This window comes from Streptomyces sp. NPDC017202 (assembly GCF_044331705.1).
GTDB lineage: Bacteria > Actinomycetota > Actinomycetes > Streptomycetales > Streptomycetaceae > Streptomyces.
In genome coordinates this window covers 82,303-103,510 of sequence record NZ_JBIRNP010000023.1, presented here as the reverse complement: position 1 = coordinate 103,510, position 21,208 = coordinate 82,303, and the positions used below count along the sequence as shown (strand labels likewise).

General features: G+C 73.7%; 18 protein-coding genes and 1 riboswitch. Of the genes, 10 read left to right on the top strand and 8 right to left on the bottom strand.

Annotated features, from left to right (window positions below; genetic code table 11):
* Positions 1-81 precede the first annotated feature (81 nt).
* Genes ACH4N1_RS30430 through ACH4N1_RS30415 form a run of 4 tightly spaced genes read left to right on the top strand, consistent with a single transcriptional unit; the run spans position 82 to position 5,732 of the window.
* Positions 82-1,728, top strand: coding sequence for a GMC family oxidoreductase (locus tag ACH4N1_RS30430; RefSeq protein WP_398102423.1), 1,647 nt, complete (start codon positions 82-84; stop codon positions 1,726-1,728).
* Positions 1,725-2,834, top strand: coding sequence for a glycine betaine/L-proline ABC transporter ATP-binding protein (locus ACH4N1_RS30425; RefSeq protein ID WP_398102420.1), 1,110 nt, complete (start codon positions 1,725-1,727; stop codon positions 2,832-2,834). The genes ACH4N1_RS30430 and ACH4N1_RS30425 overlap by 4 nt, the downstream gene beginning before the upstream one ends.
* On the top strand, positions 2,834-4,783 hold the full coding sequence (locus ACH4N1_RS30420; RefSeq protein ID WP_398102417.1) for an ABC transporter permease: 1,950 nt from the start codon (positions 2,834-2,836) through the stop codon (positions 4,781-4,783). Before ACH4N1_RS30425 ends, ACH4N1_RS30420 begins: the two co-directional genes overlap by 1 nt.
* A 1-nt stretch (position 4,784) precedes the next feature.
* Positions 4,785-5,732, top strand: a complete 948-nt coding sequence (locus ACH4N1_RS30415; RefSeq protein ID WP_398102414.1) for an ABC transporter substrate-binding protein — start codon at positions 4,785-4,787, stop codon at positions 5,730-5,732.
* Between the two features lie 9 nt (positions 5,733-5,741).
* Here ACH4N1_RS30415 and ACH4N1_RS30410 read toward each other — a convergent pair whose 3' ends face one another.
* Positions 5,742-6,467, bottom strand: a complete 726-nt coding sequence (locus ACH4N1_RS30410) for an isocitrate lyase/phosphoenolpyruvate mutase family protein (protein ID WP_398102481.1) — start codon at positions 6,465-6,467, stop codon at positions 5,742-5,744.
* Positions 6,468-6,588: 121 nt separating this feature from the next.
* Positions 6,589-7,134, bottom strand: a complete 546-nt coding sequence (locus tag ACH4N1_RS30405) for a carboxymuconolactone decarboxylase family protein (protein WP_398102411.1) — start codon at positions 7,132-7,134, stop codon at positions 6,589-6,591.
* Between the two features lie 47 nt (positions 7,135-7,181).
* Here ACH4N1_RS30405 and ACH4N1_RS30400 point away from each other — a divergent pair, with 47 nt between their 5' ends.
* The 4 genes from ACH4N1_RS30400 (at position 7,182) to ACH4N1_RS30385 (ending at position 12,542) form a co-directional block, all read left to right on the top strand.
* Positions 7,182-8,567: a PLP-dependent aminotransferase family protein gene (locus ACH4N1_RS30400; RefSeq protein ID WP_398102408.1), complete on the top strand. Its 1,386-nt coding sequence runs from the start codon at positions 7,182-7,184 to the stop codon at positions 8,565-8,567.
* 511 nt (positions 8,568-9,078) lie between these two features.
* Positions 9,079-9,167: riboswitch (ZMP/ZTP riboswitch) on the top strand.
* A 44-nt stretch (positions 9,168-9,211) separates the two neighbouring features.
* Positions 9,212-10,663 carry a glycine hydroxymethyltransferase gene (locus ACH4N1_RS30395; protein ID WP_398102405.1) on the top strand — a complete coding sequence of 484 codons (1,452 nt, stop codon included), beginning with the start codon at positions 9,212-9,214 and terminating at the stop codon, positions 10,661-10,663.
* Positions 10,664-10,762: 99 nt separating this feature from the next.
* Positions 10,763-11,776, top strand: a complete 1,014-nt coding sequence (gene trpS, locus ACH4N1_RS30390; RefSeq protein WP_398102402.1) for a tryptophan--tRNA ligase — start codon at positions 10,763-10,765, stop codon at positions 11,774-11,776.
* 172 nt (positions 11,777-11,948) lie between these two features.
* A complete protein-coding gene (locus ACH4N1_RS30385; RefSeq protein WP_398102399.1) occupies positions 11,949-12,542 on the top strand; it encodes a 2'-5' RNA ligase family protein in 594 nt (197 codons plus the stop codon).
* A 65-nt stretch (positions 12,543-12,607) separates the two neighbouring features.
* Here ACH4N1_RS30385 and tgmB read toward each other — a convergent pair whose 3' ends face one another.
* The 6 genes from tgmB to ACH4N1_RS30355 form a co-directional block, all read right to left on the bottom strand.
* On the bottom strand, positions 12,608-13,573 hold the full coding sequence (tgmB, locus tag ACH4N1_RS30380; protein ID WP_398102396.1) for an ATP-grasp ribosomal peptide maturase: 966 nt from the start codon (positions 13,571-13,573) through the stop codon (positions 12,608-12,610).
* A gap of 2 nt (positions 13,574-13,575) precedes the next feature.
* Positions 13,576-13,824, bottom strand: coding sequence for a putative ATP-grasp-modified RiPP (tgmA, locus tag ACH4N1_RS30375; RefSeq protein WP_398102393.1), 249 nt, complete (start codon positions 13,822-13,824; stop codon positions 13,576-13,578).
* Between the two features lie 72 nt (positions 13,825-13,896).
* Complete coding sequence (locus ACH4N1_RS30370; RefSeq protein ID WP_398102390.1) at positions 13,897-14,139, bottom strand: hypothetical protein; 243 nt, start codon at positions 14,137-14,139, stop codon at positions 13,897-13,899.
* 224 nt (positions 14,140-14,363) lie between these two features.
* On the bottom strand, positions 14,364-17,195 hold the full coding sequence (locus ACH4N1_RS30365) for a BTAD domain-containing putative transcriptional regulator (protein ID WP_398102387.1): 2,832 nt from the start codon (positions 17,193-17,195) through the stop codon (positions 14,364-14,366).
* Between the two features lie 121 nt (positions 17,196-17,316).
* A complete protein-coding gene (locus ACH4N1_RS30360) occupies positions 17,317-18,072 on the bottom strand; it encodes a decaprenylphospho-beta-D-erythro-pentofuranosid-2-ulose 2-reductase (RefSeq protein WP_398102384.1) in 756 nt (251 codons plus the stop codon).
* 16 nt (positions 18,073-18,088) lie between these two features.
* Positions 18,089-19,438, bottom strand: a complete 1,350-nt coding sequence (locus ACH4N1_RS30355; RefSeq protein WP_398102381.1) for an FAD-binding protein — start codon at positions 19,436-19,438, stop codon at positions 18,089-18,091.
* 132 nt (positions 19,439-19,570) lie between these two features.
* Between ACH4N1_RS30355 and ACH4N1_RS30350 the strand changes: the two genes are divergently transcribed.
* Both ACH4N1_RS30350 and ACH4N1_RS30345 read left to right on the top strand, forming a co-directional pair.
* Positions 19,571-20,185 (top strand): phosphatase PAP2 family protein, encoded by a 615-nt coding sequence (locus tag ACH4N1_RS30350; protein WP_398102378.1) that lies wholly within the window; start codon positions 19,571-19,573, stop codon positions 20,183-20,185.
* 154 nt (positions 20,186-20,339) lie between these two features.
* Positions 20,340-21,203 (top strand): decaprenyl-phosphate phosphoribosyltransferase, encoded by an 864-nt coding sequence (locus tag ACH4N1_RS30345; protein ID WP_398102478.1) that lies wholly within the window; start codon positions 20,340-20,342, stop codon positions 21,201-21,203.
* Positions 21,204-21,208: the final 5 nt, after the last annotated feature.

Here is a 21,208-nt window from a genome sequence, read left to right as displayed (position 1 = left end):
GGCCCGCACGTCCGGTCCACCCGCGGCCCGCACGTCCGGTCCACCCGCGACCCCGCTCGCCCGCCCTCTCCAGGAGTGCTCATGCCCGAGACCCCCCACGTCTACGACTACGTCGTGATCGGCGGTGGCACCGCCGGCTCCGTCATCGCCTCCCGCCTCACCGAGAACCCCGACGTCACCGTCGCCGTCGTCGAGGGCGGCCCCAGCGACGTCGGCCGCGACGACGTCCTCACCCTGCGCCGCTGGATGGGCCTGCTCGGCGGCGAACTCGACTACGACTACCCCACCACCGAACAGCCGCGCGGCAACTCCCACATCCGGCACAGCCGGGCCCGCGTCCTCGGCGGCTGCTCCTCCCACAACACCCTCATCGCCTTCAAGCCGCTCCCCTCCGACTGGGACGAGTGGGAGGCGGCCGGTGCCGACGGCTGGGGCGCGGCCGCCATGGAGACGTACTACGCCCGCCTGCTGAACAACATCGTCCCGGTCGACGAGAAGGACCGGAACGCCATCGCCCGCGACTTCGTCGACGCGGCGCAGGCCGCACTCGGAGTACCCCGCGTCGAGGGCTTCAACCGGCGGCCGTTCACCGAGGGGGCCGGCTTCTTCGACCTGGCCTACCACCCCGAGGACAACAAGCGCTCCAGCGCCTCGGTCGCCTATCTGCACCCGGTCATGGACGAGCGCCCGAACCTGCGCATCCTCCTGGAGACCTGGGCCCACCGGCTGGAGCTGGACGGCACCCGGGCGACGGGCGTACGCGTACGCGCCGCCGACGGCGAGGAGTTCACCGTCCGGGCCCGCCACGAGGTCCTGCTGTGCGCGGGCGCCGTCGACTCGCCCCGCCTGCTCCTGCACTCCGGCATCGGACCGAAGGCCGACCTGGACGCCCTCGGCATACCCGTCGTCCACGACCTGCCCGGCGTCGGCGAGAACCTCCTCGACCACCCCGAGTCGGTGATCGTGTGGGAGACGCACGGCCCGATCCCCGAGAACTCCGCGATGGACTCCGACGCGGGCCTGTTCGTGCGCCGTGACCCCGAACAGCCGGGCCCCGACCTGATGTTCCACTTCTACCAGATCCCCTTCACGGACAATCCGGAGCGCCTCGGCTACGAACGCCCGCCCCACGGCGTCTCGATGACCCCCAACATCCCGAAGCCGAGGAGCCGCGGCCGCCTGTACCTGACCAGCGCGGACCCCGCCGTGAAGCCCGCCCTGGACTTCCGCTACTTCACCGACGAGGACGACTACGACGGCCGCACCCTCGTCGACGGGATCAGGATCGCCCGCGAGATCGCGAAGACCGAGCCGCTCGCCGGCTGGCTCAAGCGCGAGGTGGCCCCCGGCCCGCACGTCACCGGCGACGAGGAACTGAGCGAGTACGCCCGCAAGGTCGCCCACACCGTCTACCACCCGGCGGGCACCTGCCGCATGGGCGCGCCCGACGACGAACTGGCCGTCGTCGACCCGCGGTTGCGCGTCCGCGGTCTGGACGGGCTGCGCATCGCCGACGCGTCGGTGTTCCCGACCATGACCGCCGTGAACCCCATGATCGGCGTGCTGATGGTCGGCGAACGGGCCGCCGAACTGGTCGGCGGACGGCCGGACGCCGAAACCGGTGGAACCGGTGAACGGCCGGGCGGCTTGACCGCCGAAACCGGTGAACGGCCGGGCGGCGTGACCGCCGAGCGGGCCGCGGGCCCGGTCGGGGGCGGTGCGCGATGACCACGAGCCCCGCCGGCCCCGCGGCCCCCACCCCCGCGGCCTCCGCCCCCGTCTTCTCCGTCGAAGGCCTCTGGAAGGTCTTCGGCCCGAAGTCCGAACGCGTCCCCCTCGACCCGGAGCTGGCCGCCCTCCCGGCCGCCGAGCTGCGCTCCCGCACCGGCTGCACGGCCGCCGTCCGGGACGTCTCCTTCGACGTCCGCAAGGGCGAGGTCTTCGTCGTGATGGGCCTGTCCGGCTCCGGCAAGTCCACCCTCGTGCGCTGCCTGACCCGGCTGGTCGAGCCGACGGCCGGCACCATCGTCGTCGACGGCGAGGACGTCCGCGCGATGGACCGCACCCGCCTGCGCGAACTCCGCCGCCACCGCGCCGCGATGGTCTTCCAGCACTTCGGCCTGCTCCCGCACCGCACGGTCCTCGACAACGTGGCGTACGGCCTGGAGATCCAGGGCGTCGGCAGGTCCGAGCGCCGCGAGCGGGCCGGCGAGGTCGTCGCCAAGGTCGGCCTGGCGGGCATGGAGCACCGCAGGCCCGGCCAGCTGTCCGGCGGCCAGCGCCAACGGGTCGGACTGGCAAGGGCGTTGGCCGTGGACCCGGAGGTCCTCCTCTTCGACGAGCCGTTCAGCGCGCTCGACCCGCTGATCCGCCGGGACATGCAGGAGGAGGTGATCCGCCTGCACCGCGAGGAGGGCCGCACGATGGTCTTCATCACCCACGACCTGAGCGAGGCGCTCAAGCTCGGCGACCGCATCGCCCTCATGCGGGACGGCCGCGTCGTCCAGCTCGGCACCCCGGAGGAGATCGTCGGCTCGCCCGCCGACGACTACGTCCGCGCGTTCGTCCGCGACGTCCCCCGCGAGCAGGTTCTCCCCGTCCGCACCGCCATGCGCGCCGCGACCCCGGCGGACGCGGGCCACGGCCCGGCCGTCGCCTCCGACGCCACGGTCTCCGAGGCCATCGAAGCGGTCGCCCGCACCGGCATCCCGGCCCGGGTGATGGACGACGGCCGCTGCGTGGGAGTCGTCGACTCCGACGCCCTGCTGGGGGTCGTCGCGGGGACGACGCCCGGTGCCGCGACAGGGGCGGAACCCCGTGAGGAGGCCGTCTGATGGCGACGATCACCGCCCCCGCCCTCCGCGTCCCCCTTCCCGGCGTCCTGCGCGGCCGCGCCGTCCGCAAACTCCTCGTCCTCGCCCTCGCGGCGGCGGTCCTCGTCCCCCTCGCCCACGCCCGCTGGCACAGCGGGACCTGGCCCGCGGCCCTCACCGTCGACCTGACCGGCCCGCTGACCCGCGCCAACGACTGGATCATCGACAACCGCGACAGCCACCCCCTGTTCCTCTACTTCTTCGGCCACATCAGCAACGCCGTCGTCCTCTCCGTGCGCGCCGTCTACCTGTTCCTGCTGGCCGCGGGCTGGGCCGGCGTCACCGCACTCGGCGCGGTCGTCGCCTGGCGCACGGCGGGCGTACGACCGGCGCTCGGCACGGCCGCCGCGTTCCTGACCTGCGGCCTGCTCGGCATGTGGGTGCCGACCATGCAGACCCTCGCCCTCATGGTGGTCGCCGTCCTCGCGTCCGTCGTCGTGGGCGCGCTGCTGGGCCTCGCCGCCGGCCTCTCCGACCGCATGGACCGAGCCCTGCGCCCGGTCCTGGACACCATGCAGGTGCTGCCGGCCTTCGCCTACCTGCTCCCCGTGGTCCTGGTGTTCGGCATCGGCGTCCCGGCGGCCGTCCTGGCCACCGTCGTCTACGCCGCCCCGCCCATGGCCCGCCTCACCTCGCTCGGTCTGCGCGGCGCCGACAAGGAGGTCCTGGAGGCGGTCGAGTCGCTCGGCGCCACCGCCCGCCAGCGCCTGCTGACCGCCCGCATCCCGCTGGCCCGCAGGGAGCTCCTCCTCGGCCTCAACCAGACGATCATGATGGCGCTGTCGATGGCGGTCATCGCGTCGGTGATCGGCGGCGGCGGACTCGGCGACCGCGTCTACCAGGCGCTCGCCTCGGTGGACGTGGGCGCGGCCCTCGCGGCCGGCATCCCCGTCGTGCTGCTCGCGGTCGTCCTCGACCGGGTGACGGCCGCCGCCGGACGCGGCACCGGGCCGGCCCACGGCCGCCGCACCACGTACGCCCTGCTCGCCGCCGCCGCCGCCGCCGCGGCCCTCGCCGTCGCCGTACGGCTGGCCGGCCGGCCCGACTGGCCGGACGCGTGGACGGTCGCCGTCGCCGAACCGGTCAACCGCGTCGTCGACTGGATGACCGGCCACCTCTACTCCGGCGTGCCCGTCGTCGGCGGCACCGCCGACTGGGCGGCCCACTTCACCACCTGGGTCCTGGACCCGGTCCGCGACGGCCTCCTGTGGCTGCCCTGGTGGTCGGTGCTGCTGCTGGTCGCCGCGCTCGCCTGGCCGATCGGCACCTGGCGCACCGCGCTGACCGCCGTCGCGGCCATGGCCGCGACCGGTGTGCTCGGCGTGTGGGAGCCGTCCCTGGACACGCTGTCGCAGGTCCTCGCGGCGGTCGCCGTCACCCTCGTGCTGGGCTTCGCCACCGGAGTCGCGGCGGCCCGCAGCGACCGCGTCGAGCGGCTGCTGCGCCCCGTCCTGGACGTCTTCCAGACGATGCCGCAGTTCGTCTACCTGATCCCCGTCGTCGCCCTGTTCGGCGTCGGCCGCGCACCGGCGGTCGCCGCGGCCGTCGTCTACGCGCTGCCCGCCGTCGTGCGCATCACCACCCAGGGCCTGCGCCAGGTCGACCCGGCCGCCCTGGAGTCCGCCCGCTCGCTCGGCGCGACCGGCGGCCAGCAACTGCGCCAGGTCCAGCTCCCGCTGGCCCGGCCCGCGCTGCTGCTCGCCGTCAACCAGGGCGTCGTCCTGGTCCTCGCCGTCGTCGTCATCGGCGGCCTGGTCGGCGGCGGCGCCCTCGGCTACGACGCCGTCTTCGGCCTCGCCCAGGGCGACCTCGCGACCGGTCTGGTGGCCGGCGCCGCGATCGTCTGCCTCGGCCTGATGCTCGACCGCGTCACCCAGCCGGCCGCCCGGCGCACCGGGAAGGGAGCCTGACATGCGACTGCGTACGACCGCCGCGGCGGCGGGCCTGCTGCTGCTGACCGGCTGCGGCGCCGCCGACATGACCGAGCAGGCCTCGCCCTTCGCGGGCGCCCGGGGTGCGAGGACCGTGACCCTGTCCGTCCAGTCCTGGGTGGGCGCGCAGGCCAACGTGGCCGTCGCCCGGTACCTGCTGGAGCACGAACTCGGCTACCGCGTCGACACCGTCCAGGTCGACGAGGTGCCCGCCTGGGACGCCCTCAGCCAGGGCCGCGTCGACGCGATCCTGGAGGACTGGGGCCACCCCGACCAGGAGCGGCGCTACGTCGACGACAAGAAGACCATCGCGCGCGGCGGCGACCTCGGCGTCACCGGGCACATCGGCTGGTACGTCCCCACGTACTTCGCGAAGGCGCACCCCGACGTCACCGACTGGAAGAACCTGAACAAGTACGCCGGGCGGTTCCGCACCGCGGAGAGCGGCGGCAAGGGCCAGCTGATGGACGGCTCCCCGTCGTACGTCACCAACGACAAGGCCCTGGTGGAGAACCTGGACCTGGACTACCAGGTCGTCTTCGCCGGCTCCGAGGCCGCGCAGATCACCCAGATCCGCCGGTTCGCCGAGGAGAAGAAGCCGTTCCTGACCTACTGGTACGCCCCGCAGTGGCTGTTCGAGAAGATCCCGATGACCGAGGTGAAGCTGCCCGCCCACGAGGAGGGGTGCGACGCCGACCCGCAGAAGGTCGCCTGCGGCTATCCGCACACCCCGCTGGAGAAGTACCTCAACGCGGACTTCGCGAGGACCGGTGGCCGGGCGGCGGCCTTCCTGAAGAAGTTCAGGTGGACCACCGAGGACCAGAACATGGTCTCCCTGCTGATCGCCGACCGGAAGCTCAGCCCGGAGGAGGCGGCGGAGAAGTGGGTGGACAGCCACGAGCCGACCTGGCGCGCGTGGCTGTCCTGACGGGACCGGCTACGGCCGCTCGCGCAGCCGCGCGGCGATCTCCGTGACCGCCGCCGTCGCCCGCTGCTGCACCCCCGGCCCGAACGTGACCCGGGTGGCCCCGAGTTCGCCGAGTTCGGCGGGCGAGGGGCCCTCGCCGACCCGCGCGAGCACGTTGACCGGCCCCTCGGTCCCGGCCCGCAGCAGCGGCAGTACGGCGGTGGGGACGCCGATCGGGTACACGCAGTCGGCGCCGGCCGCCACGTACAGCGCGGCCCGCTCGAGGGCCCGCGCCGGGTCGGGCTCGCCCCGTAGGAAGGTGTCGATCCGCGCGTTCACGAACAGCCGGCCGGCGGCGGCCGCGCACACCTCGGCGAGCCAGTCGGCGTGGGCGTGCGCGTCCTTGAGGACGCCCCCGCGCGAGTCCTCCAGGTTGCAGCCCACGGCCCCCGCCTCCAGCAGCCGCTCGACCAGTTCCCCCGGCGGCAGGCCGTAGCCGTCCTCGACGTCCGCCGAGACCGGCACGTCCACGGCGCGGGTGATGCGCCCGACCGCCGCGAACATCTCCGCGGCCGGCGTCTCCCCGTCCGCGTGGCCGAGCGAGGCGGCGACCCCCGCGCTCGGCGTGGCCAGCGCCGGGAAACCGGCGTCGGCGAGGGCGCGGGCGCTGGCCGCGTCCCAGGGCCCCGGCAGCACCAGGGGGTCGTCGGGGAGCCGCCCGCGGTGCAGGGCGCGGAAGGTGTCGGCCTTGGTCACCACGACGCGCTCCCCGGTAAGGCGTCACGGGTGTCCGCCGTGCGGAGGGCCACCGGCGCGCGGAGGATCACCGGCGTGCGGAGGGTCGTCGCGGGGCGGAGTGCCACCGCCGTGCGGAGGATCACCGGTGCTGCCCCGGCCGGTAGTGGCCGGGCACCAGGCGGCAGGTCACGCCGAACCGGTTCCACGCGTTGATCACCGTGATCGCGGCGATCAGCTGCGCCAGCTCCGCCTCCCCGAAGTGCTCGGCGGCCCGCTCGTACACCGCGTCCGGCACGAAACCGTCCGTCAGCACCGTCACCGCCTCGGTGAGCGCCAGCGCGGCCAGCTCCCGCCCGGTGTAGAAGTGGCGGGACTCCTCCCAGGCGCTGAGCTGCACGATCCGCTCCACGCTCTCCCCGGCCGCGAGGGCGTCCTTGCTGTGCATGTCCACGCAGAGCGCGCAGCGGTTGAGCTGCGAGGCGCGGATCTTCACCAGCTCCAGCAGCGTCGTGTCGAGGCCCTTGCGGGCGGCGGCGTCCAGCCGGACCATCGCCTTGTAGACCTCGGGGGCCAGTTCGGCCCAGGCCAGCCGGGGGGTGTGCTCGGGGGCGTACTCCACGCTGGTCGTACTGGTCGTACTGGTCGCGCTGGTCGTCCTGGTCGTGCTGTCGGTCGCGTTCGTCATGCCCTCGACCCTAGGAGCCGGGCTGCCCACGGGTATGGTCCATTTCCATGCCGGAATCCTGGGCCACTCTGGGCGTCGACCTGCACCTGGAACCGACCGGTCACGGCCTGCGGCGCGGGCTGACCGACGCCCTGCGCGAGGCCGTCCGCGGCGGCCGGCTGGCCCCCGGCACCCGGCTGCCCTCCTCCCGCACGCTCGCCGCCGACCTCGGCATCGCCCGCAACACCGTCGCCGACGCCTACGCCGACCTGGTCGCCGAGGGCTGGCTGACCGCCCGGCAGGGCTCCGGCACGCGCGTGGCGGACCGCGCCGTCGTCCCCCCGGCCGATGCGGCGGCCCCGCACCGGCAGCACCGCCGCCCGGCGTTCGACCTGCGCCCCGGCACCCCCGACCTCGCCTCCTTCCCCCGGACCGAATGGCTCAAGGCCGCCCGCCGCGCCGTCACCGCCGCCCCCCACGACGCCCTCGGCTACGGCGACCCGCGCGGCCGCGTCGAGCTGCGCACCGCCCTCGCCGGCTACCTCGCCCGCGCCCGCGGCGTGCGCACCGACCCCGGGCGCGTCCTCGTCGTCGCCGGGTTCGTGCACGGCCTCCAGGTGCTCGGCACCGTGCTGCGCGCCCGCGGGGTCCGCACGGTCGCCGTCGAGTCGTACGGCCTCGACGTGCACGAGCGGCAGCTGAGGGCGGCCGGACTGCGGACCGTGCCGCTGCCCTTCGACCGGCTCGGCACCGACCCCGCGGGCCTGAGCGGCGTCGGAGCGGTCCTGCTCACCCCCGCCCACCAGTTCCCGATGGGCGTGCCCCTGCACCGCGACCGGCGGGCGGCCCTCGTGCACTGGGCGCGCGGCACCGGCGGACTGGTCCTGGAGGACGACTACGACGGCGAGTTCCGCTACGACCGCCAGCCCGTCGGCGCCCTCCAAGGACTCGACCCCGACCACGTCGTCTACCTGGGCACCGCCAGCAAGTCCCTCGCCCCCGCCCTGCGGCTCGGCTGGGCGGTCCTGCCGCCCGGCCTCGCCGAGGAGGCCGCCGGCGCCAAGGGCGGCATCGACACCTGCGGCGTCCTCGACCAGCTGACCCTGGCCGAGTTCCTCACCTCCGGCGCCTACGACCGCCACGTCCGCTCGGCCCGCCTGCGCTACCGCCGGCGCCGCGACGCCCTGGTCGCGGCCCTGGCCGCACACGCCCCCGAAGCCCGTGTGACCGGCATCGCGGCCGGCCTGCACGCCGTGGTGGGCCTCCCGCCCGGCACCGAACAGCCGGTGATCCAGGCGGCGGCCTGGCAGGGCCTGGCCCTGTACGGCCTCTCCCGCTTCCGTCACCCGTCGGCCCGCGCCGCCCCCCTGGACGCCCTGGTGGTCGGCTACGCCACCCCACCGGACCACGCCTGGACGGGAGCCCTGACCGCACTGTGCCGGGCCCTGCCGTGACCGCGGGACGTCCCACGCCGGTCGCCCCACGCCGACCGACCCCCGCGTACGCCGCCGTCCCGCTCCGCGGCCCGCGCGACGCGTCCGCCACTTCGCTCCGCGGCCCGCCTGCCCGGCCGTGGGCATCACCCTTCCGGATGACCCGGCTGCTCGTGCGCGCCGCCCCTGCGCCCCGTCGGCCGTGAGCCCCGCGACCCGGGCGACACCGTCGGCGTTCCGTTGCTCGTGCGCGCCGCCCCTGCGCCCCGTCGGCCGTGAGCCCCGCGACCCGGGCGACACCGTCGGCGTTCCGCTGCTCGTGCGCGCCGCCCCTGCGCCCCACCGACCGTGAGCTCCGCGGCCCGGGCGACACCGTCGGCTTTCTGCTCCGCGCGCCGCCCTCCGGCCCGCCGGGCCCGCACCGTTGCGAGAGGGACGTACGCCCACTCCGGGGGCGGGGCCGACCGCCCCTCCGCCGCCGCTCGCATGGTGGACGTCGCCCCTGCGGCCGCCGGCGGCCCCGGTAGGCTGGCGGTCAGGCCGTGACTGGCGCGCTGGGATGGGACGGACCATCGGGGAGCGGCCTGCAGTGACCGAGTGCCGTGCGCCTGGGCCAGACCGAGACCGTGACCGCTTGCACGCCACGCCATCCGGAGGCCGACGTCATGTCAGAGCAGCAGCCCCTCTCCACCGAGTCCACCGCCTTCCGCGCCGCCCTCGACGCGGTCCGCGCCGTCGAGCCGCGCGTCGCCGACGCGATCGGCCAGGAGCTCGCCGACCAGCGCGAGATGCTCAAGCTGATCGCCTCCGAGAACTACGCCTCCCCGGCCACCCTCCTCGCGATGGGCAACTGGTTCAGCGACAAGTACGCCGAGGGCACCGTCGGCCGCCGCTTCTACGCCGGCTGCCGCAACGTCGACACGGTCGAGGCCCTCGCCGCCGAGCACGCCCGCGAACTCTTCGGCGCCCGCCACGCCTACGTCCAGCCGCACTCCGGCATCGACGCCAACCTGGTCGCCTTCTGGGCCGTCCTCGCCGACCGGGTGGAGGCGCCCTTCCTGGAGAAGACCGGCGCCCGCCAGGTCAACGACCTCTCCGAGGCCGACTGGGCCGAACTGCGCCGGGCCTTCGGCAACCAGCGCATGCTCGGCATGTCCCTGGACGCCGGCGGCCACCTCACCCACGGCTTCCGCCCCAACATCTCCGGCAAGATGTTCGACCAGCGCTCCTACGGCACCGACCCGGCCACCGGCCTGATCGACTACGACGCGCTGCGCGCCACGGCCCACGAGTTCAAGCCGCTCATCATCGTCGCCGGCTACTCCGCGTACCCCCGGCTGGTGAACTTCCGGATCATGCGGGAGATCGCCGACGAGGTGGGCGCGACCCTGATGGTCGACATGGCGCACTTTGCCGGCCTGGTCGCGGGCAAGGTGCTGACCGGCGACTTCGACCCGGTCCCGCACGCCCAGATCGTCACGACCACCACCCACAAGTCGCTGCGCGGCCCGCGCGGCGGCATGGTCCTGTGCGACGACTCCCTCAAGGACCAGGTGGACCGCGGCTGCCCGATGGTCCTCGGCGGCCCGCTCCCGCACGTCATGGCCGCGAAGGCGGTGGCCCTGGCCGAGGCCCGGCAGCCCGCCTTCCGGGACTACGCGCAGCGCATCGTCGACAACTCCCGTGCGCTGGCGGAGGGGCTGACGCGCCGCGGCGCGACCCTCGTCACCGGCGGCACCGACAACCACCTCAACCTGATCGACGTCGCCACGTCCTACGGCCTCACCGGCCGTCAGGCCGAGTCGGCCCTCCTCGACTCGGGCATCGTCACCAACCGCAACGCGATCCCCGCCGACCCCAACGGCGCCTGGTACACCTCCGGCATCCGGGTCGGCACCCCCGCGCTGACCACGCGCGGCCTCGGCACGGCCGAGATGGACGAGGTCGCGGCCCTGATGGACCGCGTCCTGACGACGGCGGAGCCGGGCACGACGAAGTCGGGCGCCCCGTCGAAGGCCTCCCACGTCCTGGACGAGAAGGTCTCCGACGAGATCTCCCGGCGGGCGACCGACCTGGTGGCGGGCTTCCCGCTGTACCCGGAGATCGACCTCGGCTGAGGCATCCCGCGCGGGGGGCGGGGCCGCGACCGGGCCCCGCCCCCCGCGGCACTCCCCACCCTCCTGAACCACCCCCGCGGCTCTGAGACAATGGTGGGCATGGCGAATGACCGTCCCCGCGTGCTCTCCGGGATCCAGCCCACCGCAGGCTCGTTCCACCTCGGCAACTACCTCGGCGCCGTCCGTCAGTGGGTGGCCCTCCAGGAGTCCCACGACGCGTTCTACATGGTCGTCGACCTGCACGCGATCACGGTCCCGCAGGACCCGGCGGAACTGACCGCCAACACCCGGCTGGCCGCCGCGCAGCTGCTCGCGGCCGGGCTCGACCCGGACCGGTGCACGCTGTTCGTGCAGAGCCACGTCCCCGAGCACGCCCAGCTCGCCTGGGTCATGAACTGCCTCACCGGCTTCGGCGAGGCCTCCCGCATGACCCAGTTCAAGGACAAGTCCGCCCGGCAGGGCGCCGACCGCGCCTCGGTCGGCCTGTTCACCTACCCGATCCTCCAGGTCGCGGACATCCTGCTGTACCAGGCCGACGAGGTGCCGGTCGGTGAGGACCAGCGCCAGCACATCGAGCTGACCCGCGACCTCGCCGAGCGCTTCAACGGCCGCTTCGGCGAGACCTTCACGATCCCGAAGCCGTACATCCTGAAGGAGACCGGCAAGATCTACGACCTCCAGGACCCGTCGATCAAGATGAGCAAGTCGGCGTCCACGCCGAAGGGCCTCATCAACCTGCTCGACGAGCCGAAGGCGACCGCGAAGAAGGTCAGGAGCGCGGTCACGGACACCGACACGGTCATCCGCCACGACCCCGAGAACAAGCCGGGCGTGAGCAACCTCCTCGGCATCTACTCGACCCTCACCGGCACGAGCGTCCCGGAGCTGGAGCGGCAGTACGAGGGCAAGCTGTACGGCGCCCTCAAGACGGACCTCGCCGAGGTCGTCGTCGACTTCGTCACGCCGTTCCGGGACCGCACCCAGCAGTACCTGGACGACCCCGAGACGCTCGACTCGATCCTGGCCAAGGGCGCGGAGAAGGCCCGCGCCGTCGCCGCGGAGACGCTGGCCCAGACGTACCAGAAGGTGGGCTTCCTGCCCGCCAAGCACTGAGGGCGCACCACCGCACGCACGTTCCACCGGGCAGAGCGCTGCACATCACTTCCGCTGCGCCTGCCCTCGACACGGCCGTGGCCGTACAGTCGATAGCCGTACGACTGAGTACGAACCAGGCACCAGGTGCCGGGCCGGCGCCCGGCCCATCCGACGCGACGAAGGAGACGACGTGGGGACCGTAACGATCGGCGTGTCGATCGCGGTCCCGGAGCCTCACGGCAGCCTGCTCCAGGAGCGGCGCGCGGGCTTCGGCGACGCCGCGGCTCACGGTATCCCCACGCACGTCACGCTGCTGCCGCCGACCGAGATCGACCCCGGCGACCTCCCGGCCGTCGACGCGCACCTGACCTCGGTGGCCGAGGCGGGCCGCCCGTTCCCGATGCGGCTGAGCGGCACCGGCACCTTCCGGCCCCTGTCGCCCGTGGTGTACGTGCAGGTGGTCGAGGGGGTCTCGGCCTGCGCCTGGCTGCAACAGCGGATCCGTGACGCCTCCGGGCCGGTCGCCCGCGACCTCCAGTTCCCCTACCACCCGCACGTGACGGTGGCGCACGGCATCGACGAGGCGGCCATGGACCGCGCGTACGAGGAACTCGCCGACTACCGTGCCGAATGGTCCTGCACCGGCTTCGGCCTCCACGAGCAGGGCGCCGACGGCGTCTGGCGCAAGCTCCGCGAGTACGCCTTCGGCGGCCCGGTCGTCCCCCCGCAGGCCGCCCACGGGGACCGCGACTTTCTCCCCCGCCCGCTGATCGACAGGGCCTGATCATCCGGTTCGGAGACGCGTGCGCGGCGGCGGCAGGGTGACGGCGCGGAGTCCGGCAGGCCTGCTCACGCTTCGGGACCCTGCTGGAGCCGATCGGCCACGGCACGGGCGATCGAGTCGGTGACCGAGTCGGGTTGCCATGCCCACTGCCCGTTGGGGTTGCACTCGAGGAAGTACCAGTCACCGGCAGCGGTGACAGCGAAGTCGAACGCGCCGAAGACGAGCCGGAAGGCGGCGAGGTAGGCGGACACCGAGCGCCCGACCCGGTCCGGAACGGCGATCGGCGTGCACTCCATCATGGACTGCCGCCGCCGCCAGTCGAGATCGGGACTGTCGATCCGGACCGCGAACATCCGGTTGCCGACGGCCGTGAGACGTACGTCGTACGCCTTCTCCACCTTCGCTTGGAACAAGTGCGGGCAGACGGCCACGGCGGCGGTGATCTCGTGCGGGAGCACCTCGCGCACCCATACCTGTCGTGCTCGGCCGTCGACCTTGTAGGGCGTGTTCCAGAGCGGCTTGTAGACCACTCCGCCGGCCTGTCCGGAAGCGAATTCCCTGGCCTCCTCCGGGTCGTTGGTGATCAGCGTGCTGGGGACCGGCAGACCGCCGCGCTGTGCGGCGGCGAGCTGGGCCGGTTTGTGTTCCGCCGCCCGGTTGTTCCACGGGTGGTTGACGTAATGGGCTCCGGGAAGCGACGCGAGGATGCCGCCGACGCCCCACAGGGATTGCGAGGCCGCGAACCGGCTCTCCTCTCCGTCCAGTTCGGGCGGGCCGTCGAAGGGTGAGGGACGGCGCGTCCAGACGGAGCGCACTTCGGTGAGGTCGAGTTCGCGGCTCGGCGTGCGCAGGGTGCCGCGCTGATCACCTGTGCGGTACGTGGCGGTCAGTGCGGCACCTCTGTGCAGGTCCGTGCCGGGGTCGAGACGGGCCACCGGGACCCGGCGCCCCGCGAGGATCCGCAGGACCAGGTCCGTGGTCACGTCCTGAGGGTTGGTCAGCACCAGCACCGACCCGCTCGGTCCTGTCATCGTCAGTCGTGGTCGGAGTCCGACGAGTGGTCGGAGTCGTAGCTGTCGGCGGTGCTCGTGCTCGTGGAACTCGAAGTGCTGCTGCCGGTGTGGTGGTCGTGCAGTTCGACCATGAGGCCGTGTTCGTCGACGACGCGGGCGACCTGGGTCTGGGGGTCGATCGCCGGGGTGATCAGGGCAACCGGTTCGGTCTCGGCGTACGGTGCCATCCGGGTGGTGCCCCAGGGGGCGCCGGGGTTTCGCGTGTCCATCGTTTCGCTCCCTCGTTTCGGACTGTTCGTGCGGATGCCCTTCCCCCGTCCGGGGAGGTTTCGTCGCCGCCCTCACGCTCTCCGGACGAAATCGATCTGGACCGACGCGAGGAACGGCTGCACGTCGACGCAGTCCCAACCGATCGGCTCCACCGAATTGATGATCTTGTCGATCTCCTTGCGGATCGCCCGCATGGACACCCTGGCGCGGGTGTCGATGTCGAACCCGGCGACGAACTCCGCATCGCCCTTGGCATAGGCGGTTCTGGCGTCGGAAACGACCTTTTGCATACGCCACGCGTGCAGCAGTCCCATGTCGGTCCTCTTCGTCGGATCCACCGCCGTTCCGAGCGGTTCACGGCGCGGTGTTCATCCTGGCGAAGGGCGTTGAAAGAAGGATGAAATCCCGGTTCGGCGGACGGGGGCACCGGTGCGGAGATCCGGGCCCGTGCCGCGTCGACCGGTTCCCGGTCGCAGCCGAGGCACGCGGCCGTGCGTCGCGGGTCTCCGACCGCCGCACCCGCGCGCGTGCGCCGTGTCTACGCGAAATCCCCTGATCCGGTACGCGAGTGGGCGACGGCCCGCTCGAACCGGTCGCGTGCCCGGACGAGGTCTTCCGTCGCGGCCTGGGGCCAGCCCAACCGGTTGCGGATCTCGGCCCTCACTCCGGTGCCGGGCCGTTCGCCGACCGCCGCAAGTGCTCGGGAATGGAATTCCGCCGCCCCGGCCAGGTTGCCCAGACGTTCCTCAGCAACGGCGAGTCTGCTGAGGACTGCGGCGAACAGCGGAATGTCTCCCACCCGCTCGGCAAGCCCGGCAGCCCTGCCGAGCGCGTCGAGGGCCTCCGCGTAGCGCCCGCGGTCGAGTTGGAGCGCGCCCATGCGGAAGAGCGTCTTGCCCAGGATCCTGGGCCTGCCGGTCCTCTCGGCGAAGCCGACCGCGGCCTCGTAGCACTCCCGCGCCCTTTCGTGCCGTCCCACCTGATGGTGGACGGCGCCGACGTTGGCCAGGTACATCACCGTGAGCCAGTCGTCCTCCGTGCCCCGGGCGAGGCCCGCCGATTCGGACAGGAGCACGGCGGCCTCGGCCGGTTCCCCCGCCGCGTTCGCGAAAATTCCGAGGGAGCCCAGAGCCCGGGCCTGCTCGATCACGTCTCCGGTCCGGCGGCTGATCTCCAGAGCGTCACTCAGCCAGCGGCGTGCCTGCTCGTAGTGGCCCTGCAGTCCGTACGCTATGCCCATGCAGGTGCGCAGTTCGGAGACCATCCGCCGGTCGGTGACCTGCTCCGTGAGTGGCAGCACGATCTCGACGGCGGCCCGGCACTCGTGGTACCGGCCCTGCCGGGTGAGGTAGTCGCACAGTCCTTCGACGAGCCAGCAGGCGTCGTTCACATGGCCTGCGGCCGCCGCGTGGGCGACCACGTCGACCAGTTCGCCGCCCACCGCGTCCAGCCACGCCGACGCCTCCTCCCCGTCGGCGAAAGGGGCGGTGTCCACCCTGGGGCCGGTCGGGAAGGCGAAGGGGCCCCAGTCGCTCGCGCGGCGGGCGGCGGCCACGTAGAGCCTGAACACCCCGGCCCGGGCCGCCGCGACTTCCCCGGGGTGCGCGGCGGCGATGCGCCGGGCGTAGACGGCAACCAGGCCGTGCAGGCGGTAGCGGCCCGCGACGGTCTGCTGGACGAGACTCGCCTCGACCAGGCTCTCCAGGACACGCTCGGCGTCGGACGACGCGGTGCCCAGCATGGCGGCCGCCGCCAGCCGGTCGAACTCCACGGTCGGTGAGAGGCCCAGCACGCGGAACGCCCGACGTTCCGCCGCCGTAAGCTGATCGTAGGAGACCCGGAAGGCCGCCTCCACGCTGCGGTCCTCGACCGCGAGCTCACCAAGACGGTGCTCGTCGTCGGCCAGCCGGACGGCCATGCGCTGCAACGCCCACGACGGACGGTTCTGCATCCGAGCCCCGACGATCCGCAGTGCCAGCGGCAGCCGGTCGCAGAGGCGGGCCAGCTCGCGCACCGCCGCACGCTCCGGGGCGGAGCCCGGATCGCCGACCGCGTCGGTCAGCAGGGCCACCGCCTCGTCCATGTCCAGCGGCGCCAGCGAGATCCTCCGGTCGGCGTCCAGCCCGGTCAGCCGCTGCCGGCTGGTCACCAGCACGAGGCTGCCCGGACCGCTCGGCAGCAGGGGGAGTACCTGTCCCGCGGCGGACGCGTCATCGACCACCAGGATCAGTCGGAGGAACTCGGTCGCCGCCCTCCATGACGCCGCCAGGCCGTCAAGGTCCTCCGTCGGGTCGTCGTCGCCTTCGCCGATCTCACCTACCGCCCGCAGCAATCGGTGCAGCACGCGCTGCGAGTCCGCGGCTTCCCGCCCCTCGCGGTGACCGTTGAGGTCCACGAACAGGCAGCCGTCCGGAAAACGGTCCCGCGCGGCACGCGCGGCACGCACTACCAGTGCGGTCTTGCCGACCCCGGCCATGCCGTCCACCGCACGGACCGTGACCACCCGTTCATCGGCCGGTCCGAGGAGCACGCCCAGTTCGTGCTCCCGCCCGGTGAAACCGCTGACGTCCACCGGCAGTTCGTTCCGTACGCGTCGGCGTGGGGGGACGGTTGCGGGGGCCTGGCCCGTTGCCCGGCGCGTCCGCGGCGACGCGCCGACGAGGAAGGTTTCGTCCGAGCGCAGCACCGCCTCGTGCACCCGCCGCAGTTCACGGCCCGGCTCAGCTCCCTGCTCCGCCACCAGACGACGGCGCACCTTGGCGAAGACGGACAGCGCGTCGGCCTGCCGCCCGCCGGCGTGGAGAGCACGCATCAGCAGGCCGGCCAGGGGCTCGTGGTGCGGATGCGTCTCCGACAGGGCAAACAGCTCTCCGACGACCTCGGCATGGCGGCCCAGCCGCAGTTGGCACTCCACCTTGTCCTGCACCAGCGCGAGCCTGTGTTCCGACAGCCGTAGACGCTCGGCCTCGGCGAACGGCCCGGGAATCGCGGCCAGGGGCTCGCCCCGGAACAGCTCCAGAGCGGTGGACCACGCGCTCACCGCGGCGGCCAGGTCACCGCGATCCCGTGCGGCGTGCGCCTCGGCGACGATCCCCTTCAGCCGAGCCGTGTCCGTCGAGACGTCGTGCGGTTCGAAGCGGTAGCCGTCCCGGTCGGTCGCGATCACCGAGCCGGAGGTGTTCCCGCCCCCGGGGTTCAGACGTTTGCGCAGCTGGTGAACGTAGACCGGAATCACCTTGGCACCGGTGCCGGGCGGCTCCGAACCCCATACCCCGTCGAGCAGTTGCTGCCGGCTGACGGTCGTGCCGGGTCGCAGCAGCAGCGCCGTCAGCAGTGCCTGCTGGCGAACCGGACCGAGGTCCAGCTGCACGTCGCCGCGCCAGGCCCGAAGCGGACCGAGTACGGCAAGCCGGAGCCGATTACCGTCCGTTGACCACAACCCCCTCGATGGCACGCTGGAGAGTGTACGTCCGCCTCCCCCCTCACGGGCTTCAGACCGGCAGCCTGCGGAACAGTCCGCGCGGCAGGTGCCGCAGGCCCGACATCACCACGCGCAGCACCCCCGGCACCCACACCGTCTCCGAGCGCCGCCGCAGCCCCAGTTCGACGGCCGCCGCGACCTCCTCGGGGGTGGTCGCCAGCGGCGCCTCCGCCAGCCCGGCGGTCATCCTCGTCCGGACGAAGCCGGGGCGTACGACCATGACGTGGACGCCCGTCCCGTGCAGCGCGTCGCCCAGCCCCTGCGCGAACGCGTCCAGGCCGGCCTTGCTGGAGCCGTAGATGAAGTTGGCGCGGCGGGCCCGCTCGCCGGCGACGGACGACAGGACGACCAGGGAGCCGTGGCCCTGGGACTGGAGCGCGCGGGCGGCGACCAGGCCCGCCGACACCGCGCCCGTGTAGTTGGTCTGCGCGACGCGCACGGCGGCCACCGGGTCGCGCTCGTCGCGGGCCTGGTCACCGAGGACGCCGAAGGCGAGCAGCACCAGGTCGACGTCGCCCTCCGCGAACACCTTGCCCAGCGCGCTCTCGTGCGCCTCGGGGTCGAGGGCGTCGAAGGCGACGGTGCGCACGTCGGCGCCGAGGGCGCGCAGCTCCGCGGCGGCCGACTCCAGGGCGGGCGAGGGGCGTCCGGCCAGATGGACCGTGCGGGTGCGGCGGGCGACGAGCCGGCGCGCGGTGGCCAGCGCGATCTCGGACGTGCCTCCCAGCACGAGGAGGGACTGGGGGAGGCCGAAGGCGTCCTTCACGACTGCTCCTGGGGTTCTAGAGGGTGAGTCGGCGCGCGAGGTCGGACACGAACACCCCGCGGGGGTCCAGCTCCGCGCGCAGCGCGCGGAAGTCGTCCAGCCGCGGGTACATCGCGGCGAGCAGGTCCGGCCGCAGCCGGGAGTCCTTGGCGAGGTAGACGCGCCCGCCGGCGGCGGCGACCTCCTCGTCGAGTCCGTCGAGGAGGCTGCCGAGGCCGGGCAGGCCCGCCGGGACGTCCAGGGCCAGCGTCCAGCCGGGCACGGGGAAGGAGAGCCAGCCGGGGTCGGCCTCCCCGAACCGTTTGAGGACGGCGAGGAAGGACGGGCAGCGGCGGCGCGCGATGCGGTCCACGATCCGGCGCAGGGTCTCCTCCCGGCCGTGGCCGACGACGAACTGGTACTGCACGAAGCCGCCGCGGCCGTAGACGCGGTTCCAGTGCGGGACCCCGTCGAGGGGGTGGAAGAAGGTGGACAGCCGCTGGAGTTCGCCGGTACGCGCGCGTGGCGCCCTGCGGTACCAGAGTTCGTTGAAGAGGCCCACGGTCCGGCGCGTCAGCAGGCCCTCGGGCAGGCAGGCGGGCGCGGCCGGGAGCCGGGCGGGGCGGAAGGACAGCGGGGCCCGGCGCGCGCGGGCGGGCAGGGCGGCGAGGGGGGCGTGGTCGCCGCGGGTCAGGACGGCCCGGCCGGTGGCGGCGCCGCGGGCGAGCAGGTCGATCCAGGCGACCGAGTAGCGGTAGCGGTGGTCGGTGGCGGTCAGCCGGGCCATCAGGTCGTCGAGGTCGGTCGCGCGCTCGGTGTCGACGGACATGAGGCTCGTCTCGACGGGCCGCAGCCGCACGGTCGCGGTGAGGATCACGCCGGTCAGGCCCATGCCGCCCGCGGTCGCGTCGAAGAGGGCGGTGCCGGGGCGGACCGTGCGGACCGTGCCGTCGGCGGTGAGCAGTTCCAGGCACACGACGTGCCGGGAGAAGGAGCCGGACACGTGGTGGTTCTTGCCGTGGATGTCGGCGCCGATCGCGCCGCCGACGGTCACGTAGCGGGTGCCGGGCGTCACCGGCACGAACCAGCCCAGGGGCAGCAGGACTTCCATGAGGTGGTGCAGGGAGACGCCCGCGTCGCACAGGACGCTGCCGCCGGCCACGTCGACGACGTGGATCCGGTCGAGGCCCGTCATGTCGAGCACCGCCCCGCCGGCGTTCTGCGCCGCGTCCCCGTACGCCCGTCCCAGGCCCCGGGGGATGCCTCCGCGCGCCCCGCAGTCTCGGACGGCGGTCACGGCCTCCTCGTACGTCCTGGGACGGATCAGACGGGCGGTGGAGGGAGCGGTGCGGCCCCACCCCGTGACGGAAACGGTCTCGGCAGGCATGTCGGTGACCGTATCGCCCCTGAGTGGGTGATTAGTTTTCAAACATTCCACCGTCCCCGGAATGGGTGATTAATGGTATGTCGCTCGATATTGCCCGGAATCCGGCGTGCCCGGCGTGAACAGTGAATCGGCATGGACGACATGGACGACATGGACGACACCGGCGGCATCGACAGGGTGGACGGCATCGACAGGGTGAACGGCATCGACAGGGTGGACGGCGCGGCGGCCGGCATCGACCACCGCATCCTCACGGCGGTCCACGCCCGCGGCGCCGATCCACGCCTGGCGGCCGCCGCGCGCGCCCTGTCCCGGGCGGGCGAGCACGGCGCGCTGTGGCTCGCGGCGGGCCTCGCCGGAGCCGCCCTCGACGGCGCCCGGCGCGGCGCCTGGCTGCGGGCCACCGCGCTCACCGCGGGCGCCCACCTCGCCAGCATGGGCGTGAAACGGATGGTGCGCCGCCCGCGCCCGACACACGTCGCGCCCCTGGTCCGCACCGCCGGCCGGCACTCCTTCCCGAGTTCGCACGCGACCTCCGCCGCGGCCGCCGCCGTCGCCTACGGCGCCCTGGGGGCGTACGCCGTGCCCCCGCTCGCCGCCGCGATGTGCCTGTCGCGCCTGGTCGTGGGCGTGCACTACCCCTCCGACGTGGCCGCGGGAGCGGCCCTCGGGGCCCTCGCGGCGCGCATCGGCACCCCCTGGATGAAAGCCGGCGCGCACCGGGTCGGGGGAGGCGTCCGTGACTGAGGCCGCGCCCCTCGCCGGGACCCCCCGCCGCGCCGAGCCGCACCCCCCGGAGGCCGCCCTCCCCGGCCGGCGCACCCACCACCACCCCGGCGCGGACCCCGGCCCCGCCCCGCACCCCGGCGACACCGCGCCCACCGGCTCCCTCCCGGCCGGCCTGCTGCGCACCGCCCGCCCCAAGCAGTGGGTCAAGAACGTCCTGGTCGTCGCCGCCCCCGCCGCGGCCGGGCAGCTGTTCACCGTCCACGCCCTCACCGAACTCGCCCTCGTCCTGGCCCTGTTCACCGGCTGCGCCGCCGCCGTCTACCTCGTCAACGACGCCCGTGACGCCGCGGCCGACCGCGCCCACCCCACCAAACGGCACCGCCCGGTCGCCGCCGGACAGGTCCCCGTCCCCGTCGCCTACGCCGTCGGAGGCGCCCTCGCGGTGCTGGCCCCGGCCGTCGCGGCCTGGCTGACCAACCCCGCCGTCGCCGGACTCCTCACCGCCTACCTGGGCATGCAACTGGCGTACTGCGTCAGCCTGAAGCACGTCCTCGTCGTCGACCTCGTCGTCGTCACCACCGGCTTCCTGATGCGCGCCATGGTCGGCGGGCTCGCGCTCGGCATCCCGCTGTCGCGCTGGTTCCTCATCACCACCGGCTTCGGGGCGCTGTTCATGGTGTCGGCCAAGCGCTACTCCGAGGCCGTGCAGATGGCCGGGACGGCCGGCGCCACCCGCGCGCTGCTCACCGAGTACACCACCGGCTACCTGCGCTTCGTCTGGCAGCTCGCGGCCGGGGTCGCCGTGCTCGGCTACTGCCTGTGGGCGCTGGAGGAGGGCGGCGTCCCGCACACCAGCGTGCTGCCCTGGCGCCAGCTGTCCGTGGTCGCCTTCGTCCTGGCCGTGCTGCGCTACGCCGTCTTCGCCGACCGCGGCACCGCGGGCGAACCCGAGGACGTCGTCCTCGGCGACCGCGCCCTCGCCCTGATCGGCCTGGCCTGGCTCACCATGTACGGTCTGGCGGTGGCCGACTGGTGACACGC

Bases quoted from the DNA above. Each gene is read 5' to 3' on its own strand.
- ACH4N1_RS30430 (WP_398102423.1), top strand. From the start codon at position 82: ATGCCCGAGACCCCCCACGTCTACGACTACGTCGTGATCGGCGGTGGC.
- ACH4N1_RS30425 (WP_398102420.1), top strand. From the start codon at position 1,725: ATGACCACGAGCCCCGCCGGCCCCGCGGCCCCCACCCCCGCGGCCTCC.
- ACH4N1_RS30420 (WP_398102417.1), top strand. From the start codon at position 2,834: ATGGCGACGATCACCGCCCCCGCCCTCCGCGTCCCCCTTCCCGGCGTC.
- ACH4N1_RS30415 (WP_398102414.1), top strand. From the start codon at position 4,785: ATGCGACTGCGTACGACCGCCGCGGCGGCGGGCCTGCTGCTGCTGACC.
- ACH4N1_RS30405 (WP_398102411.1), bottom strand. From the start codon at position 7,134: ATGACGAACGCGACCGACAGCACGACCAGGACGACCAGCGCGACCAGT.
- ACH4N1_RS30400 (WP_398102408.1), top strand. From the start codon at position 7,182: ATGCCGGAATCCTGGGCCACTCTGGGCGTCGACCTGCACCTGGAACCG.
- ACH4N1_RS30395 (WP_398102405.1), top strand. From the start codon at position 9,212: ATGTCAGAGCAGCAGCCCCTCTCCACCGAGTCCACCGCCTTCCGCGCC.
- trpS (WP_398102402.1), top strand. From the start codon at position 10,763: ATGGCGAATGACCGTCCCCGCGTGCTCTCCGGGATCCAGCCCACCGCA.
- tgmB (WP_398102396.1), bottom strand. From the start codon at position 13,573: ATGACAGGACCGAGCGGGTCGGTGCTGGTGCTGACCAACCCTCAGGAC.
- tgmA (WP_398102393.1), bottom strand. From the start codon at position 13,824: ATGGACACGCGAAACCCCGGCGCCCCCTGGGGCACCACCCGGATGGCA.
- ACH4N1_RS30370 (WP_398102390.1), bottom strand. From the start codon at position 14,139: ATGGGACTGCTGCACGCGTGGCGTATGCAAAAGGTCGTTTCCGACGCC.
- ACH4N1_RS30355 (WP_398102381.1), bottom strand. From the start codon at position 19,438: ATGCCTGCCGAGACCGTTTCCGTCACGGGGTGGGGCCGCACCGCTCCC.
- ACH4N1_RS30350 (WP_398102378.1), top strand. From the start codon at position 19,571: ATGGACGACATGGACGACATGGACGACACCGGCGGCATCGACAGGGTG.